Annotated in this window: 13 protein-coding genes; 6 read left to right on the top strand and 7 right to left on the bottom strand. The window is 65.9% G+C overall.

Features of this window, described 5'->3' with window-relative positions; all coding sequences use genetic code 11:
- Positions 1-5: 5 nt before the first annotated feature.
- Together ACOI2T_RS33115 and gabT are read right to left on the bottom strand one after the other, a co-directional pair.
- A complete protein-coding gene (locus ACOI2T_RS33115; protein ID WP_409505122.1) occupies positions 6-1,274 on the bottom strand; it encodes a Glu/Leu/Phe/Val family dehydrogenase in 1,269 nt (422 codons plus the stop codon).
- Entirely contained in the window at positions 1,271-2,617 is a 1,347-nt protein-coding gene (gene gabT, locus ACOI2T_RS33120; RefSeq protein WP_409505123.1) for a 4-aminobutyrate--2-oxoglutarate transaminase, read from the bottom strand. The genes ACOI2T_RS33115 and gabT overlap by 4 nt, the downstream gene beginning before the upstream one ends.
- 111 nt (positions 2,618-2,728) lie before the next feature.
- Here gabT and ACOI2T_RS33125 point away from each other — a divergent pair, with 111 nt between their 5' ends.
- Entirely contained in the window at positions 2,729-4,198 is a 1,470-nt protein-coding gene (locus tag ACOI2T_RS33125) for a PucR family transcriptional regulator (protein WP_409505124.1), read from the top strand.
- Between the two features lie 3 nt (positions 4,199-4,201).
- On the opposite strand, the gene ACOI2T_RS33130 is transcribed toward ACOI2T_RS33125, so the two are convergent.
- The 3 genes from ACOI2T_RS33130 to ACOI2T_RS33140 form a co-directional block, all read right to left on the bottom strand.
- Positions 4,202-4,999 (bottom strand): acyl-CoA thioesterase, encoded by a 798-nt coding sequence (locus ACOI2T_RS33130; RefSeq protein ID WP_409505125.1) that lies wholly within the window; start codon positions 4,997-4,999, stop codon positions 4,202-4,204.
- A gap of 43 nt (positions 5,000-5,042) precedes the next feature.
- The gene (locus tag ACOI2T_RS33135) at positions 5,043-5,843 is read right to left on the bottom strand and encodes a carboxymuconolactone decarboxylase family protein (RefSeq protein ID WP_409505126.1); all 801 of its coding nucleotides are present in this window, start codon (positions 5,841-5,843) and stop codon (positions 5,043-5,045) included.
- Between the two features lie 108 nt (positions 5,844-5,951).
- A complete protein-coding gene (locus tag ACOI2T_RS33140) occupies positions 5,952-7,091 on the bottom strand; it encodes an acyl-CoA dehydrogenase family protein (protein ID WP_409505127.1) in 1,140 nt (379 codons plus the stop codon).
- Between the two features lie 109 nt (positions 7,092-7,200).
- Between ACOI2T_RS33140 and ACOI2T_RS33145 the strand changes: the two genes are divergently transcribed.
- Genes ACOI2T_RS33145 through ACOI2T_RS33160 form a run of 4 tightly spaced genes read left to right on the top strand, consistent with a single transcriptional unit; the run spans position 7,201 to position 9,814 of the window.
- A complete protein-coding gene (locus ACOI2T_RS33145) occupies positions 7,201-7,509 on the top strand; it encodes a hypothetical protein (protein ID WP_409505128.1) in 309 nt (102 codons plus the stop codon).
- Complete coding sequence (locus ACOI2T_RS33150; protein ID WP_085146286.1) at positions 7,493-8,488, top strand: CobW family GTP-binding protein; 996 nt, start codon at positions 7,493-7,495, stop codon at positions 8,486-8,488. Before ACOI2T_RS33145 ends, ACOI2T_RS33150 begins: the two co-directional genes overlap by 17 nt.
- Complete coding sequence (locus ACOI2T_RS33155) at positions 8,485-9,492, top strand: WD40 repeat domain-containing protein (protein ID WP_409505129.1); 1,008 nt, start codon at positions 8,485-8,487, stop codon at positions 9,490-9,492. The genes ACOI2T_RS33150 and ACOI2T_RS33155 overlap by 4 nt, the downstream gene beginning before the upstream one ends.
- Position 9,493: 1 nt before the next feature.
- Positions 9,494-9,814, top strand: a complete 321-nt coding sequence (locus tag ACOI2T_RS33160; RefSeq protein WP_409505130.1) for a hypothetical protein — start codon at positions 9,494-9,496, stop codon at positions 9,812-9,814.
- A 121-nt stretch (positions 9,815-9,935) separates the two neighbouring features.
- Here ACOI2T_RS33160 and ACOI2T_RS33165 read toward each other — a convergent pair whose 3' ends face one another.
- A complete protein-coding gene (locus ACOI2T_RS33165) occupies positions 9,936-12,821 on the bottom strand; it encodes an MMPL/RND family transporter (RefSeq protein ID WP_409505131.1) in 2,886 nt (961 codons plus the stop codon).
- A complete protein-coding gene (locus ACOI2T_RS33170; protein WP_409505132.1) occupies positions 12,818-13,234 on the bottom strand; it encodes an MmpS family transport accessory protein in 417 nt (138 codons plus the stop codon). The genes ACOI2T_RS33165 and ACOI2T_RS33170 overlap by 4 nt, the downstream gene beginning before the upstream one ends.
- A gap of 325 nt (positions 13,235-13,559) precedes the next feature.
- Here ACOI2T_RS33170 and ACOI2T_RS33175 point away from each other — a divergent pair, with 325 nt between their 5' ends.
- Positions 13,560-14,162 carry a sigma-70 family RNA polymerase sigma factor gene (locus tag ACOI2T_RS33175; protein WP_409505133.1) on the top strand — a complete coding sequence of 201 codons (603 nt, stop codon included), beginning with the start codon at positions 13,560-13,562 and terminating at the stop codon, positions 14,160-14,162.
- The last annotated feature ends 6 nt before the right edge of the window (positions 14,163-14,168 follow it).

Here is a 14,168-nt window from a genome sequence, read left to right on the forward strand (position 1 = left end):
CGTTCCTAGGGGTAGAGGCCACGACGCTGCGCGGCCTGGGCGACACGTCCGACGGCAAGGCAGGTGGCCGCGGTGCGCAGCGGCAGCTTGAGCTTCGCCGCGTGTGCCGAGACTTCGTCCCACGCGGTGAGCATGCGCTCGGCCAGCCGCGACTCGACCTCGTCGGCGCGCCACCAGTAGGCCTGATTCGCTTGCACCCATTCGAAATACGACACGATCACCCCGCCGGCGTTGGCCAGGATGTCGGGCACCACCAGCTTTCCGGCGTCGTTGAGCACCCGGTCGGCCTCGGGTGTCGTCGGGCCGTTCGCACCCTCGACCACGATCCGCGCCCGGATGCGATGCGCGTTGCCTGCGTTGATGACGCCTTCGACGGCGGCGGGCACCAGCAGATCGACGTCGCTTTCCAGCAGGTCGGCATTCGACACCGCGACGCCCCCGGCGAATCCGACCACCGAGCCGGTCGCGTCGACGTGCTTCTCGAGCGCGACGACGTCCAAACCGGATGCCTCGGCCACCGCGCCGTACTGATCGGACACCGCGACCACCCGCACGCCCTCGTCCTGCAGGAAGCGGGCGGCATGCCGGCCGACCTTGCCGAAGCCCTGGACCGCGGCGGTCGCACCGTCGACGGTGATCCCGCGCGAGCGCAGCGCGGCCAGCGCCACATGCACCACGCCACGCGATGTCGCAGTCGCACGGCCGAGCGAGCCGCCGAGGCTCACGGGCTTGCCCGTGGTGACTCCGAGAACGGTGTGCCCCTTCTGCACCGAGTAGGTGTCCATGAGCCAGGCCATGGTGTTCTCGTCGGTACCGACATCGGGAGCCGGGATGTCATGGGCCGGCCCGATCAACGGGCTGATCTCACTGGTATAGCGGCGGGTCACCCGTTCCAGCTCGGCGGTGCTGTACTGCCGCGGGTCGATGCGCACGCCGCCCTTCGCCCCGCCGTACGGCACGTCGAGCAGTGCGCACTTCCACGTCATCCACATCGCGAGTGCCCGCACCTCGTCGAGCGTGACGTCCGGCGAGTAGCGCAGACCGCCCTTGGCCGGACCTCGGGAGACGTTGTGCTGCACCCGATGTCCGATGAGGAGCTCGATATCGCCGTTGTCCCGTCGCAGCGGGACGCTGACGGTCACCTCACGACGCGGGGTCGACAGGACTTCATACACGCCCTCGTCGTAGCCGAGGATCGTCGTCGCCTCACGCAACTGCGCCCGCGCATCGTCGAGCGGGCTGAGCTCGACCGCGGATTCCACGGCGAGGGTCATGCGATCTCCCGGAAGACGGCGTCGAGAATGTCGAGGCCTTCGGCGAGCAGGTGATCGGGCATGCTCAGCGGCGGCAGGAACCGCAGCACGTTGCCGTACGTACCGCAGGTGAGCACGACCAGTCCCTGCGCGTGCGCGGCGGCCGCGATGCGCTTGGTCAGATCGGCGTCGGGTTCGGTGGTGCCCGGCTTGACCAACTCGACGGCGATCATGGCGCCGCGGCCCCGGACGTCGCCGATCCGTGGGTCGGCGGCGGCCAGTGTGTTGAGCCGGCCCAACATGGTGTCGCCGATCTGGGCGGCGCGGGCCACCAGGCCGTCGCGTTCGATGGTGTCGATGACGGCAAGTGCGGCCGCGCACGCCAGCGGGTTGCCGCCGTAGGTGCCGCCGAGCCCGCCGGCATGTGGGGCGTCCATGATCTCGGTGCGGCCGGTGACGGCCGACAGCGGCAGGCCGCCCGCGATGCCCTTGGCGGTGACGATGAGATCGGGTACGACACCGTCGTGCTCGCACGCGAACATCGCTCCGGTACGGGCGAATCCGGTCTGCACCTCGTCGGCGACGAACACCGCGCCGCTCTCGGTGCACCAGTTCTGCAGGGCCCGAAGGAATCCCGGTGCGGGAACGATGAACCCGCCCTCGCCGTGGATCGGTTCGATCACCACCGCGGCGACGTTGTCGGCGCCGACCTGCTTGTCGATGAGGTCGATGGCCCGGGCTGCCGCGGCGGCGCCGTCGACATCGCCGTCACGCAGCGGGTAGGACGCCGGAACCCGGTACACCTCGCCCGCGAACGGGCCGAACCCGTGCTTGTAGGGCTGGTTCTTGGCCGTCATCGCCATGGTGAGGTTGGTGCGTCCGTGGTAGGCGTGGTCGAACACCACGACGGCCTGCCTGCGGGTGTGGGCGCGGGCGATCTTGACCGCGTTCTCGACGGCCTCGGCACCGGAGTTGAACAGCACCGTGCGCTTGTCATGGTCACCCGGCGTCAGGCGATTGAGCTGCTCGGCCACCCGCAGGTACCCCTCGTAGGGCGTCACCATGAAACAGGTGTGGGTGAACGCCGCAACCTGCTGCGTGACCGCGTCGACGACGGCGGGTGCGCTGTTGCCGACGGTCGTCACCGCGATACCGGAACCGAAGTCGATGAGCTGGTTGCCGTCGACATCGGCCAGCACGCCGCCGCCTGCGGCGACCACGTAGACCGGCAGTGTGGTGCCCACGCCGCGAGCGACAGCGGACTCCTTGCGGGCCTGCAGCTCCTGTGAGAGCGGCCCCGGAATCGCTGTCACCAGCCGGCGTTCCTGCGTGAGCGCCTGACCGGCAAGTTCGGTGGTGGTCACCTGTCCTCCTACTGATGTGCTGTGTTGCCGCTCACGTTAAGGAGTTCGGCGCCGTCACTGCAGTGCACATACGCACAATCGCGTAGATATAAAATGTGCAAAACTGTCACCATGGTGACCGTCGGCAACATCCTGGCCGCGAAGGCGCTCGGATTGCGCGGCGTCCACGTCTGCCGCACCGATGCCGACATCCGGTGGGTGGCCACGAGCGAACTCCCCGATCCCGCGCCTTTCCTCGAAGGCGGTGAGGTACTGCTCACGACCGGACTCGAGACCGGCGCCTGGCACGACGAGTGGGATGAGTACATCGGCCGGCTCGCCGGAGCCGCGGTGTCGGCGGTGGGCCTTGGCATCGGGCTCACCCACGCACGGATGCCCGGCGAACTCGTCGACGCCTGCCGCAAGCACGGGGTGAACCTGTTCGAGGTGCCGCGGCGCACCACATTCGTCGCGATCAGCCGCCACGTTGCCCACCTACTGCAAGAGCAGGAATCGATCGCGGCCCGCGAAGCCTTCAAGACTCAGCGTCGCCTGATCTCGGCAGCGGCCAAGTCGGACCCGGCGGCCGCGGTCGTCACCGCGCTCGCGCAGGCGGTCGGCGGCGCGGCGTGCCTGTTGACGCCGGACGGGCGGGTCCTCACTGGCCCGGTGGGCCCGCGGCGCGCCGACTTCCCGCTCGACGAGGTGGCCGCCGATGTACGACGGTTGCAGGCCCACGGCTTGCGGTCGGCCGCCGCCCAGTCGCGGCCCGCGATGTCGGTTTCGGTGCACCCCATCGGGTTACGTGGCAGGCCGTCGACCTACCTCGCGACGACCGGCCCCACCCGGCTCTCCGACGGGCAACGCCATGCGGTGACCACGGCGGTCGCGGTTCTGGGGCTCGTCGACGAGCAGCAGCGCAGCCGTGCCGCGACCCGTCGGCACGTGCGCAGCAGGGCGATCGAGCTGCTTACCGGAAACGATTCCAGGACAGCACGATTGGTGCTCGATCTGGACGCGCCGGCGCCCACCCTCACCGAGCGGGTCCGGTTCCTGCGGGCCAGTGGAAGCGAATCAGACCGCCGCGACGCGCTGCCCGCCCTTGAGCACCGGGGGATCCTGGCGGCCCCGTACGCCGACGAGGTGTGCGCGGTGGCGCCACCCGACAAGGCCGAAGCCCTCGGCGCCGGCCTGGTCGACGCCGGCTTGCAGGTCGGGATCGGCGGGGCGGTTTCGTTGCAGGACGGCGAGACCGGCTACCGGACTGCCGGTCTCGCACTCGCTCAGACCACCCCGACCGCGGGCATCGTTGTCTGGGATCGCGTCGTCGACGGCGGCCCGCTGGGGCTAATCGATCCGGATCGGGCCACTGCGTTCGCCGAATCGTGGCTCTCTGGTTTGGATTCTGAACAGCTCGAGACGCTGCGCTGCTTTCTGCGCCACCACGGTTCACGCCTCAAGGTCGCCGAAGAGCTTGGGCTGCATCGCAACACCGTCCGCAACCGGCTCGACGCGATCGAGGCACTTCTGCCGGGAAAGCTCGATGATCCGCAGACCAGGGTCAGTGCCTGGATCGCGCTGCAATCGCTACACCCGCAGTGACGCCTAATCCTTGAAGTAGACGATCTGGTGCGTGGTGGCCAAGAGCGTGCCGTTGTGGCCCCACAGTTGCGCGGACTGGTCGAAATATCCGCGGGAGAATCGCTGTGCCCGCGCCGTCGCCAGCACGAAACCGTCACCCTGGGCAGCGATCTCGTCGGGGTCGGCGTGGAAGTACACCGTCATCGATATGGTGCCGGCGGGCATGAACTGGCCGCGGCGGAGGAACGCTCGCGGGTAGAAGATGTCACTGACCGCGGTGAGCGACGCGAAATCCATTGGCCTGGGCGGATTGTTGCGCACCCACAGCGTCGTGGTCGAGGAGTCGGACGCCGCGCCGTCGACGGGCATCGCGCCGTCGACGAACCGGAGGTCGTAGTTGTCGAACCACACCACGCCGAACGGGGATTGCGCTCGCTCGATCTCCTCAGGCGCCGGCGCCCGCGGCGCAGTGATCTCGGTGTCCGCCCACGTATCGCGACGCAGCCCGAACACCGCCGTGGCCGAGGTCTTCGGTTCACCGTCCTGGCTCAACTCGACGATCCAGTGCTGATTCGAGCGGTTGGTCTTGACTGCCCTGGTGTGGATGTCGAAGTCGCCATCGGCAATCGGGGCCAGGTAGTTCACTGTGAGCGCGACAGGTTGACCGTGCACGTCGGGCTGGGCTTCGATGGCTCGCACCAGGGTGGCAGCGGTGATGCCGCCGAACGGGCCCACCATGTTCGCCCATTCCGGCAGCGTGTGCCCTCGCAAGTGCCCTTCATCAGTGGAATCGAGGTCAAGGGCCTTGTCGAAGAAGTTCACCCGATCAGGGTACTCAGGCGATCGGGCGGGGTGCCGTGGAGCCTCAGGCCGCGTCCGATGTGTTGGGGCCACCTTCAGCGATGACACGTTGCTTCTGATCGGCGACGACCTGGTTGAGGTGACTACCTTTGGGCCACCCGTAGTAGGCCGCGAAATGCAGTGCGAGCTCGTCCATTTCGTCGAACGATACGTCGCCGCTCTTCAGCGCCGCGTACACGTGCGACAGGATGGGAATCTCCGCGTCCTGAAAAGCCACGCACGCCACAGTGATCAAGCGCCGTTCTTTCATCCCCAGCCCCGGGCGCTGCCACATCTCACCGAAGACGAAGTTGAGAATGCCTGCCCCCTGATAGGGGTTGTCGCGCAACGGCGCAAAGGGGATGCAGTTGACCTCGATGAAGGTCTTCTCGCCGCCCTGCAGCCGTTTCTCGGGATCACTTTCGGTGGGCAACGGCAGCAGCGGTTCGGGCGGTGCCGCAGACTCGCCACGCTCGTCGAGGATGCGTTGCCATTGCAGGTCGACCACAATGTTGAACCGCGACGCTTTTGGCCAGCCGGCATACACCGCGAAATGCAAGACTGCCTCGCGCATTTCGGTGATCGAGATGTCGCCACTGTTGAGCGCGGCATAGACGTGTTGCTCGAGGGGTTCTTGCGCATCTGCCGCGGCCACACACGCCAGCGTCACGAACCGTCGATCACGGCGGCTCAGACCCGGGCGGGTCCAGATCTCGGCGAACACGAAGTCGAGCAGCCCATCGGCGACAGGGCTGTCATCGTCGGGCACCGGCGCGGTCATGACGTCACGGAAAACTTCAAGGCCACGCTTCCGGCGGTCGACCATGCCCACTCGTTGCCTCCTGCCGCCAGTAACACCGTTACCGTAGCGTCAGAGTAACACCGTTACCGGTCGGCGGGAAGGGGCCGCCTCAGCGACACTCGTTCTCGTCAGTCAGTGCGTTTGCTTTGCGGCAGGCGGCGAATAATTCGGCTTGCCCAGGCCGAGCCCATGTTGGGCGATCATGTTGCGGAACACTTCGAGTGTGCCGCCGTAGATTCCCGTCGGACCGGCGAGCCGGAAGATGTATTCGACGCCGTCCGTCAATGATCCGGCCGGACCGAGGATGTCCATGAGATCGGGCGAGACGTCACGCATGGTCTGGGCGATCGCGACTCGCCCGTACATCTGCGGCGTGCTCATCGCCGCTTCCAGTCGGGCGACTCCGCGGCCGAGCCGGTATCTCGCCGCCTCGTCGTCCGGAACCGCTGCCGCAACCCGATCCACCGCTTCGGCCATCAGCGTGATGTGTTCGGTCATCGTCGCGATCTTCTGGAGGCCCGCGGCGTCTCTTTCGAACGTCCCGTGTTCGACGTCGAGCGCCCCGCGCAGGACGGCCCACCCGGCGTTGACCTCTCCGACGCGGTACCGGTCAGCGACCCGGACATCGCTGTAGTACGTGATGTTGGTGCGGTCGCCGTCGACCGTGCGAATGCCCTGGATCTCGACACCCGGCGCGTCGAGCGGTACCAGGAACATCGTGAGGCTCTTGTGCTTGGGCGCCTCGGGATCCGTGTTGGTCACCAAAAAGACGTACTGCGCGTTGTGCGCGTTGGACGTGAACATCTTGGAGCCGTTGATGATCCAGTCCGCACCGTCCCGCACGGCACGGGTCTTGCAGGTGGCCACGTCCGAGCCGCCCTCGGGTTCGGTATAGCCCAGGCACAGCCGCAGCCGGCCGGCCAGCACGCCGGGCAGCACCTCGTCGACCAACTCGGCGGACGCGAATTGTTCCACCGTGTGCGCGACCATCGCGGTCGTGCCCCAGTGGAACCACGGCGTGTGCGCCCGCCCGATCTCGAGTTCCCAGATGCGGCGGCGCACCGCACTGAAACCACCGTCGGCCGCCGAGCGGTAGTCCGCGGCCAGGTATCCGGCGCCCCCGAGCGCGAGATGCACGCCCTCGTCGAAGTTCTCCCCGGTCTCCCGATCACGGGCGAGGACCTCGTCGGTGACGGTCGCAGCCAGAAAGTCGCGCAACTCGCGCTGGAACGCCTGGTCGTCAGGCGACAACTCGACCGTGGAGAAGTCCATACCCCTCACCGTGACACTTGACGGCAGATATGTAAAGCGGGAGGGCGGAAGACGGCCTCCGGGGCGACATGCTACGTTAATGATAATCGTTTTCAGTAAGGATGGTGCGATGGCCGGCCTGGTGAACCCCGGAGGGAATGCGCGCTCGACCGCACCCAGAGCATCAGCCGCGCATGTCGACGACCTCAAAGCCGTTGTGCGGACGACTCTCGACATCCCGCGCGACACCACGGTGCTCGTCCAGCAGCTGGCCTGCGCCGAACCGGGCTGTCCGCCCGTGGAGACCGTGGTTGCGGTCCTCTCCAGCCGAAGAACCACGTGGAAAATCCCCAAACCCACTGCCGACATCGCTGTCACCGACCTGCAACGCCTCATCACCGAGCACCCGGAAGGACACGACCATGCCGACCACAACTGACGATCGGGTACCCGTCACCGTCATCACCGGATTTCTCGGTGCCGGCAAGACCACGCTGGTCAACCGCATCCTCACCGAGCAGCACGGCAGACGAATCGCGGTGATCGAGAACGAGTTCGGCGAGGTCGGGATCGACGACGGCCTCGTCCTCGATGCCGAGGAAGAGATCTTCGAGATGAACAACGGCTGTATCTGCTGCACGGTGCGCGGCGATCTCATCCGCATCCTCGGCGCGCTGATGCGCCGGCGAGACCGCTTCGACCACATCCTCATCGAGACCACCGGGCTCGCCGACCCGGCGCCGGTCGCTCAGACGTTCTTCGTCGACGACGAGATACGAAGCCAGTTGAGGCTTGACGCGATCGTCACCATGGTCGACGCCGCACATGTCCTCGACCACCTCGACGACGCCAAACCCGCAGACGTCGAGAACGAGGCGATCGAGCAGGTGGCCTTCGCCGACCGGATGATCCTCAACAAAGTCGACCTTGTCAGCGCTGATCATCTCGGTGTCGTCGAAGCGCGGCTACGCGGTATCAACAGCGGTGCCGAGATCGTGCACGCCCAGAATGCGAAGGTCGAACTCGACCGGATCCTCGATGTCGGGGCGTTCGATCTGCAGCGGGTTCTCACCGACGACCCCGCGTTCCTGGAAGAGAGCGATCACCAGCACGACCAGACGGTCACCTCGGTGGGTATCCGGCTCGATGGCGATGTCGACGTCGAGAAGCTGAACGCGTGGCTCGGAGAACTGTTGTCCACCAAGGGTGTTGACATCTTCCGCAGCAAAGGCATCCTGGCCCTGGCCGAACAGTCCCGGCAGTACGTCTTCCAGGGCGTGCACATGTTGTTCGACGGCACGGAAGGCCGGCCGTGGCGTGACGGCGAGCCACGCACCAACCGGCTCGTGTTCATCGGCCGCAATCTGGATCGCGACGAACTCGAGTCCGGTTTCCGGTCGTGCCTGGTGGCCCGGTGAGTCCGTCGGTGCTGGCCGGTGACACCTGGCGCGTGGGTGTCGACGACGCGGTCGCGGCGCTTGCGGCCTCGCCGCACGGCCGGATCGCGGTCGCGGGGGCCGAAGGTTCGGTGACGATTCTCGCGGCCGACGGGGTCATCGAGTCGCGACAAGAGGTTTCGCTCGGCTGCCTGACGGTGGCGTGGTCCCCAACCGGCGACCGTGTCGCCGTCGGATCGATACACGGCGTGGACGTGCTCGACGCGGCCGGCGCTGTCATCGGCGGGCACCGCGGTGGTTGGTGCGCCTCGGTCGCATGGAGTTTCGACGGGTCGAGACTGGCCGCCGGCGTCGGGCGGACCACCGTCGTGCTCGACTCCGCCGGCACCGAACTCTTCAGCGCCCAGCACTCGAGCACCGTCACCGGCGTCGCATGGGTGAACCGTCGCGTGGCCAGTGCCGCCTACGGCGGCGTGCACATCCATCCGGTCACCCGCGGTTCGGCGCCGGACGTGTTGCCGTTCACCGGTTCACTGCTGACCCTCGCCGTGAGCCCGGACCGGAAGTGGGCGGCCAGCGGCAATCAAGATGCGACGCTGCATGTTTGGCGGATCGGCCGGCGTGGTGACGAACTCGCCATGTCCGGGTATCCGACGAAGATCACCGCACTGGCGTACTCACCCGACTCGGCGCTGCTGGCCTCTGGAGGCGGCTCCGATGTGACCGTTTGGGACTTCACCGGGCGCGGTCCGCGTGGCAGCACGCCGCGGATCCTGCGCGGTGACGACGCCGTGGTCACGGCGATCGCGTGGTCGGCCGACGGTGGCCTGCTCGCCGCAACCTCCGAGGGTGGCCGGGCAGCGGTGTGGTCGCCACGCGCCGCGATTCCCGGCCATCCGCTGACACCGCTGGACTCGTTGAACCGGGCATCACCCGCAACGGCCGTCGGGTGGGATGCCACGGGCCGGTTGCTCGTCGGCTGGGCCGATGCGACCGTCGCAGCGCATGTAGTCGACAGGAGCTGAAATGCCATACCCGACCGCAGGTTTCACCGCTGTTGTCTGTAGCCGTTGCAGCTCGGCGGAATCCGTGCTCGACGAGTTACGCGCGGCGGTGCGCCGCGCGCCGCACGGCATGCTGATCTCATCCGGGTGCCTGTTGGATCAGATCCGCTGCGTGGGCCGGACCGACGGCGTGATGGTGTTGGTGCAACCGTGCGCATTCGATCGCACCCCAACCGGCCCAGCGTTGATGTTCGGGCCGATCGAAGACGCCGGGTCGGCCGCACAGCTCCGCGACTGGCTCGACCAGGGACACTGGGCCGCACCGCTGCCGTCGCCGTCATGAACGGCAAATCCGTCTGATCTCGGCGCACAGTGCCAACGCTCGGAAGTGCGCTATCGCCGGTGATATCGCATCTCCAACCCATCCCCGCTTTCCTGGCAGGTGCTGGTGAGGCCGGTGTGATCTAGCTCGGCACCGGGATGGCCGCGGTGTCCTCGTCGTCGTCGCGCTGCTGCCGCTGCGGCTTGCGGAAGTGGTTGTCGCCGCGGGGATAGACGACCTGCGGCCACCAGAACCACCGGCCGAGCAAGGTCGCGATCGACGGCATCAGGAGCGAGCGCACGATCAGCGTGTCCAGAAGCAGACCGATCGCGATCGTCGAGCCCATCTGCGCCAACACGACCAGGTCACTGCCGAGCATCGCGGCCATGGTGGCCGCGAACACCAGACCCGCCGAGGTCACCACGCCGCCGGTGCCGCCCATGGATCGGATGATGCCCGTCTTGAGCCCGGCGTGGATCTCCTCCTTGAACCGGGACACCAGCAACAGGTTGTAGTCCGACCCGACCGCCAACAGGATGATCACCGACATCAACATGACCAGCCAGTGCACGTGGATAGCGAGCAGGTCCTGCCACAGCAGCACCGAGATACCGAAGGATGCCGCGATCGAACTGGCCGCGGTACCGACGATGACGAGGGCCGCCACGGCGCTGCGGGTGAGGATCAGCATGATCATGAAGATCAGCGTCAATGCTGACACCACAGCGATCATCAGGTCGTAGCGAGCGCCGTCGCTCATATCCTTGTACGTCGCCGCGACGCCGCCGAGGAAGATTTTCGCGTCCGACAGCGAGGACATCTTCAGGCCCTCTTGCGCGGCGGTGCGCTCGGCGTTGACTCGCGCGATGCCGTCGGGCGTCGCGGGATCGGTCTGGTGAGTGATGAACATCCGCGCGGACTTGCCGTCGGGCGACAGGAACATCTTCAGGCCGCGTTCGAAGTCCAGGTTCTGAAAAGCCTCCGGCGGCAGGTAGAACAGGTCGTCGTTCTTCGCGTCGTCGAAGCTCTGCCCCATCGCCAGCGCGGTGTCGTTCATCGCCTGCATCTGGTCGAGCAGGGCCTTCTGCGAGTTGTACGACGCCAGCGACAGGTCCCTGCTGGTTTTCATCGACGCGATCGTCTGCGGAAGGAGCGCAGTGAGTTTTGGTGCCAGATCGGCCAATTGATCAGTGTTGACCTGTACCGACCCAGTGATGTCGGTGAGCTCGTCGATACCGTCGAGGGCATCGAAAACCGACCTCGCGGCCGAACACATGGGTATGTCGAAACAGTGCGGTTCCCAGTAGAAGTAATTGCGCAGGGGCCGGAACTGGTCATCGAAGTTCGCGATGTTGTCCCGCATCTTCTTCGTGACCTCGAGGAGCTCTTGCGACTTGGCCGCCGAGTCCTGAGTGAGCTGTGTCTGTTGCAGCGACAGCTGATACTGCTGCTCCAGGATGTCGATCGAGACGTTCATCGCATCGACCATCCTGAGCTGGTTGGACAACTGTTCCCGCTGGAACGGCAGATTCAGATTGCTCGTCTGGCCTTGGATGCTGGTCTGGAACGGAATCGAGCTGTGCTGGATCGGAATACCGAGCGGCCGGGTGATGCTCTGCACCATCGCGATACCTTCGGTGTGCAAAATGTTCTTGGCAACGCGGTCCAGCACCAGCATGTCGGCGGGGTTGCGCATGTCGTGCTCGGACTCGACCATCAGGATGTCCGGATTCATCCGGGCCTGCGTGAAATGCCGGTCCGCGGCGGCGAATCCGACGTTCACCGGCGCATCCGTCGGCAGATACCAACGATCGTTGTACGCGGGTTTGTAACCGGGAACGGCCACCACGCCGATCAGCACGACGAACGCGCTGGCGACGAGGATCGGGGCCGGCCAGCGGACGACCGCGGTACCGACCTTGTACCAGAACCGGCCCTTGGCCGCGCGTTTCGCTTCATACAAGCCGACCTTGCTGCCCAGGAACAGAACAGCCGGACCCATGGTGACCGCGGACGCGATGACGACGAGCATGCCGATCGCGACCGGTGCGCCCATCGTGCTGAAGTACGGCAGCCGGGCGAAGCTCAGGCAGTAGGTGGCACCCGCGATCGTCAGGCCCGACCCGATGATGACCGGTGCCACCGACCGGAACGTGGTGTAGTAGGCGGTTTCCCGGTCCTCGCCCGCACTGCGCGCCTCACGGTAACGACCGAACAGGAAGATGCCGTAGTCGGTGGCCGCAGCTATCGCCAGCATCGTGAGGATGTTGCCCGCGAACGTGGTCAGGCCGAACACGTCGTGGGTCGCCAACACCGAGATGAGACCGCGCGACGCGAGCAACCCCACACCCGTCAACACCAACTGGATCAATGTGGTGATGATCGACCGATAGACGATCAGTAGCATGATCGCGATGGCCACCAGGGTGAACAGCGTGATCTTTCCGAGGCTGGCGTTGCCGATGACGTGCATGTCATCGGTCAGGGCTGCCGGTCCGGCGACATAGGCCCGAACGCCTGGCGGAGCCGGGGTGTCCTCGATGACCTCGCGGACCTTCTGCACACCTTCGTTGGCCAACGTCTGCCCCTGCTGCCCAGCCAGATTCAGCATCACGTAGGACGCCTTGCCGTCCGCGCTCTGCGCGCCGGCCGCCGTGAGCGTGTCGCCCCAGAAGTCCTGGATGTGCTGGATGTGCTCGGGATCCTCGCGCAGTTTGCGGATGATCTCGTCGTAGTACTTGTGCGCATCGGGCCCAAGGGCGTCCTGCCCCTCGACGACGACCATGACGGTGCTGTTGGAGTCGAACTCGTGGAAGTTCTCCCCCATGCGGTGCATGGCGATCATCGACGGCGCGTCTTCGGGCGCCATCGGCGCGGAGTGCTCCTCGCCGACGATCTCGAGCTGCGGGGCGATCACGTTCACCACGACGGCGAACGCGACCCAGAAGATGATGATGGGAATGGCCAGGATGCGCAGACCATGTGCGACGATCGGCCGGTTCTGCTGTGCATGAGCGGGTTTCGTCATGCCGACTTCACCAGGCAGTACGTTTGGGCATTGACACCATCTGCTGATTTCTCCTCGCGGACAACGCCGTTCACCGTGACACGACAGCCGATCTGATCACTGTCGCTCCGCGCCATCAGGTTCGCGCTGACTGTCGGCAGCGTCGTCGACAGCGTGATCGACCACGGAAGGCTCGCCGTGACCTGATGGACTTTGGCGTCGGGGTCGAAGTAACTGATCTGAGCGCTCGTGCCCGGTGGGCCGTAGACGTCGTACACCAAGACTTTCGGATTGAACTGGACGATCTCGATGCCGGCGCCCGCGTTGGCGTTCAGATCCTCGGATCCGAACATCTTGTGCAGCCGCGAGACCACGAGGCCCGAGATGGCCAGCGCGACGACGAGGACCACGGGGATCCACGCTCGCTTGACCATGCGAGACCGCAGACTACTGCTCACCCGACACCTCCCGACCACCCGAACACGTCCGAGCAGCCGTCTTGAGGTTCGATTGGCGCGGGCTCGGCGAATTAGTTCGTATACCTATGTACAGCGTTGAGGAACTTTACACACGCCGACAACAGCCTGCAGCCTGGGTCTATTTCCTGTGAACTCCCTACAAAATCGCTGTACGCGGAGCATTCCGCAGCAGTTCGGACGACCGGAGTTGCCGGACTCACACCCCGGTGGAGTGGATTCTGGCTACATAGATGAACTACACTTATGCATAGGTTTTCTATACAAAGTCGGAGGTCGCGCCATGCATGCGGAGTGCGAGCCACGAACGGCCGATCCGAGCGGGGCGACCGATTTCGTAGAGGCGATACTTCCCTGCATCGATCAGATCGAACGCGGAGCACGCAGGCTCACGCCCAACAAGTACGACGCCGAAGACCTCGTGCAGGAGACGCTACTCAAGGCCTACAGCGGATTTCACACATTCCGGCAGGGGTCGAACGTGCGCGCCTGGCTGTTCCGCATCATGTACAACACCTGGGTATCGAGATATCGCGCTCGTCAGCGCGGCCCGAATGAGCAACTGTGCGAAGACTTCACCGATGGCCAACTCTCCGCCGAGGCCGGCCACACCGCCGCAGGTCTGCGTTCGGCGGAGGTCGAGGCATTGGAGGCTCTTCGCGACGACGAGATCGCCGACGCCCTCGCGGCGATACCCGCAGCGAACCGGATGGTGGTGTACTACGCCGACGTCGAGGGTTACCAGTACCGCGAAATCGCTTCGCTGATGGGAACTCCCGTCGGAACCGTGATGTCGCGGCTCAACCGTGGCCGTCGCCGGTTGCGCGAACTACTGGCCGATGTGGCCTACGAGCGAGGCGTGGCGAGGCATTCCGCTACCTGCTGAACCGCC

The sequence above is a fragment of the Mycolicibacterium wolinskyi str. Jessa 2025 genome, assembly GCF_049241375.1.
In the GTDB taxonomy this organism is placed as follows: Bacteria; Actinomycetota; Actinomycetes; order Mycobacteriales; family Mycobacteriaceae; genus Mycobacterium; species Mycobacterium wolinskyi.

What these genes read in the sequence shown, in the direction of transcription:
- ACOI2T_RS33115 (WP_409505122.1), bottom strand. Translation starts at nt 1,274, where the DNA reads ATGACCCTCGCCGTGGAATCCGCGGTCGAGCTCAGCCCGCTCGACGAT.
- ACOI2T_RS33125 (WP_409505124.1), top strand. Translation starts at nt 2,729, where the DNA reads ATGGTGACCGTCGGCAACATCCTGGCCGCGAAGGCGCTCGGATTGCGC.
- ACOI2T_RS33135 (WP_409505126.1), bottom strand. Translation starts at nt 5,843, where the DNA reads ATGGTCGACCGCCGGAAGCGTGGCCTTGAAGTTTTCCGTGACGTCATG.
- ACOI2T_RS33140 (WP_409505127.1), bottom strand. Translation starts at nt 7,091, where the DNA reads ATGGACTTCTCCACGGTCGAGTTGTCGCCTGACGACCAGGCGTTCCAG.
- ACOI2T_RS33145 (WP_409505128.1), top strand. Translation starts at nt 7,201, where the DNA reads ATGGCCGGCCTGGTGAACCCCGGAGGGAATGCGCGCTCGACCGCACCC.
- ACOI2T_RS33150 (WP_085146286.1), top strand. Translation starts at nt 7,493, where the DNA reads ATGCCGACCACAACTGACGATCGGGTACCCGTCACCGTCATCACCGGA.
- ACOI2T_RS33160 (WP_409505130.1), top strand. Translation starts at nt 9,494, where the DNA reads ATGCCATACCCGACCGCAGGTTTCACCGCTGTTGTCTGTAGCCGTTGC.
- ACOI2T_RS33165 (WP_409505131.1), bottom strand. Translation starts at nt 12,821, where the DNA reads ATGACGAAACCCGCTCATGCACAGCAGAACCGGCCGATCGTCGCACAT.
- ACOI2T_RS33170 (WP_409505132.1), bottom strand. Translation starts at nt 13,234, where the DNA reads ATGGTCAAGCGAGCGTGGATCCCCGTGGTCCTCGTCGTCGCGCTGGCC.
- ACOI2T_RS33175 (WP_409505133.1), top strand. Translation starts at nt 13,560, where the DNA reads ATGCATGCGGAGTGCGAGCCACGAACGGCCGATCCGAGCGGGGCGACC.